At 61.6% G+C, this 2111-nt stretch carries 3 protein-coding genes; 2 read left to right on the top strand and 1 reads right to left on the bottom strand.

All coding sequences use genetic code 11. From position 1 onward, the window contains the following. Positions 1–98 precede the first annotated feature (98 nt). A complete protein-coding gene (locus V8352_RS21585; RefSeq protein WP_336426314.1) occupies positions 99–389 on the bottom strand; it encodes a hypothetical protein in 291 nt (96 codons plus the stop codon). Between the two features lie 182 nt (positions 390–571). Here V8352_RS21585 and V8352_RS21580 point away from each other — a divergent pair, with 182 nt between their 5' ends. Further along, positions 572–1096 carry an RNA polymerase sigma factor gene (locus V8352_RS21580; protein WP_336426313.1) on the top strand — a complete coding sequence of 175 codons (525 nt, stop codon included), beginning with the start codon at positions 572–574 and terminating at the stop codon, positions 1094–1096. Then, complete coding sequence (locus tag V8352_RS21575) at positions 1093–1806, top strand: anti-sigma factor (protein WP_336426312.1); 714 nt, start codon at positions 1093–1095, stop codon at positions 1804–1806. The genes V8352_RS21580 and V8352_RS21575 overlap by 4 nt, the downstream gene beginning before the upstream one ends. Positions 1807–2111: the final 305 nt, after the last annotated feature.

Below are 2111 nucleotides of genomic sequence, written 5' to 3'. Positions count from 1 at the left end.
GAACAGCATCCAGAGCAAGCATCGGACCCGCCGACAGGCATGACGATCAGGCGATCCGCCCCCGACGGGAAGGAAGCCGTTCCGGTTCGGCAACTATTTCAGCGGCCTGCTAGGACCAGCACGATTTCTGGCGGCGGTGGCGGGACCGGCTGTGTGACGCGACGCTGTGTCCTGCGCGGCTGCGTGCGCCTGCGAATGCGGCGCGGCCCACTTGGGCCACCGTTGCCACCCGGTCCGCCACGTCCGCCGCCGCCACCGCCTGAGCCCCCGGAGGCGTGAGCCATGCTGAGATGGGTCAAGGCCGGCACGGTATAGGCCGTCACACCGGCCAGGCCGATGCGAGTCAAAAGCTTGCGGCGCGTGGCGTCAGGGCGGTCATGGTCATTCATGGATCCAGCTTTCATTGCGAGGGCGGTCGGCAGTTCAAGTTTACAAAACGAACCAAGGGCGCATCTTATTCCTGTTCGAACATAGAGTTTTTCGGTGCTGCATGGGAATAAACCCTGCTGCGTGCCGTTCTCCTTGATGTAACAAGCTGGAAAAGTCGTTCAGTCGGATCGGATAGCATCGCGTGACCCAAGAGATCAGACTGCAGATCATCGAGTTGCTTCCGCGTCTGCGCGCCTTCGCCAGATCGCTTGCCCCAAGCTGGGATCAGGCCGACGACCTGGTGCAGCAGACAGTCGAAAAGGGGCTGCGCAACTTGTCCGGTTTCACGCCGGGCACGCGCCTCGACAGCTGGCTTTTTCGGATCATGCGAAATTGCTGGATCGATCAACATCGCGCGGCGCGCTCAAACGTGGCCATCGACGATGCCGAGGCGTCACATCCTTTGATGGGCGAGGACGGGCGCCGGGTGACCGAGGCGCGGCTGGAGTTGGCCAACGTCAGGGCGGCAATGGATCGGCTGCCGCAAGAACAGCGTGAGGTGCTCATGCTGGTCTGTGTCGAGGGCTTGAAATATCGCGAGACGGCGCAGGCGCTGGATATCCCGCTCGGCACGGTGATGAGCCGTCTCGCGCGCGCACGGATGACCTTGGCTGGGGAAATGGGGATGACGTCCGATGGTGCGCGCCAACAAGGAGAAGCGCAATGAACGAGCATGATGGAAATGGCGTGGAGGACGAAATGCTGATGGCGCTTGCCGATGGCGAACTGGATGGCGCAGAGGCCGAGGCCCTGAGGCGTATCATTGACAGCACCCCGGAGCTTGCCGCGCGCTACGAGGTCTTTGCAAAGACAGCGAGTGTATTGCGTCGCGCCTTTGCACAAGACGACGTTCCCGCACGGTTGATCGATACGGTGCGCACCGCCACGGCCCATGATGCGCCGGGTCCGGAAGCCGGTCGCATCGCGCGGCCTTTCACCTGGCACTATGCCTGGCCTGCGGCGCTCGCTGCATCGCTGGTTGTCGGGATGGGCCTTGGTTGGGGCCTCAGGGGCGATGGGGACGGGCTGCCGACACCACCGGACCTGCAAGCGGTGGCCGAGGCTGTATCAGACCTTGCCACCGGACAGGTGCGTGACGTCTCAGGATTTGGCCAGGCTCGGGTTCTCGGCAGTTTTCAGACGGCTCAGGGTCTTTGCCGATTGATCGTCGGTGACCCGGTGCAATCACAAGCCGCGCGGTTCGTGGCGTGCCGTGACATGGCGGAGTGGCGGGTTGCGATCAGTGTCTTGGACGGAACTGAGGGCAATTTTGCTCCGGCTTCGGCTGCTGCGACCGAGGTGATTGATCTTTATCTCGACGCGATCGTCGCGGGCCCCGCGCTGAGCGCCCAAGCCGAAGCGGAGGCGCTGCGTTAATCCGGCTCGGAGGCAAAAGGCGCCTTATGGCTGTTCACCGGCTTAAATCCTTTGGCGCGGACCGGAGGGGCCGAGGGGTGCTGTGCCGCCTGACGGTGTAATCGTTGTCCGGCCATGGTTCTGTCAAAATTAGGATTTATGACGCGAAACAGAGTGCTGGTGAAATTTTATTACCACCAATCACAATCCTGTGTTGCGAAAATATGTCTGAAGGCAGCCGCAAGAGCTTGCAGACACGTCATAGGGAGATGAGACAGTGGACGGTAACCTCAATGCACTCACGACCATTTTCACCGAGTTCTACT

The organism is Roseovarius sp. D0-M9, from assembly GCF_037083805.1.
GTDB lineage: Bacteria > Pseudomonadota > Alphaproteobacteria > Rhodobacterales > Rhodobacteraceae > Roseovarius.
The sequence above is the reverse complement of the archived record's forward strand: the minus strand, read 5'-3'. Positions and strand labels throughout refer to the sequence as shown.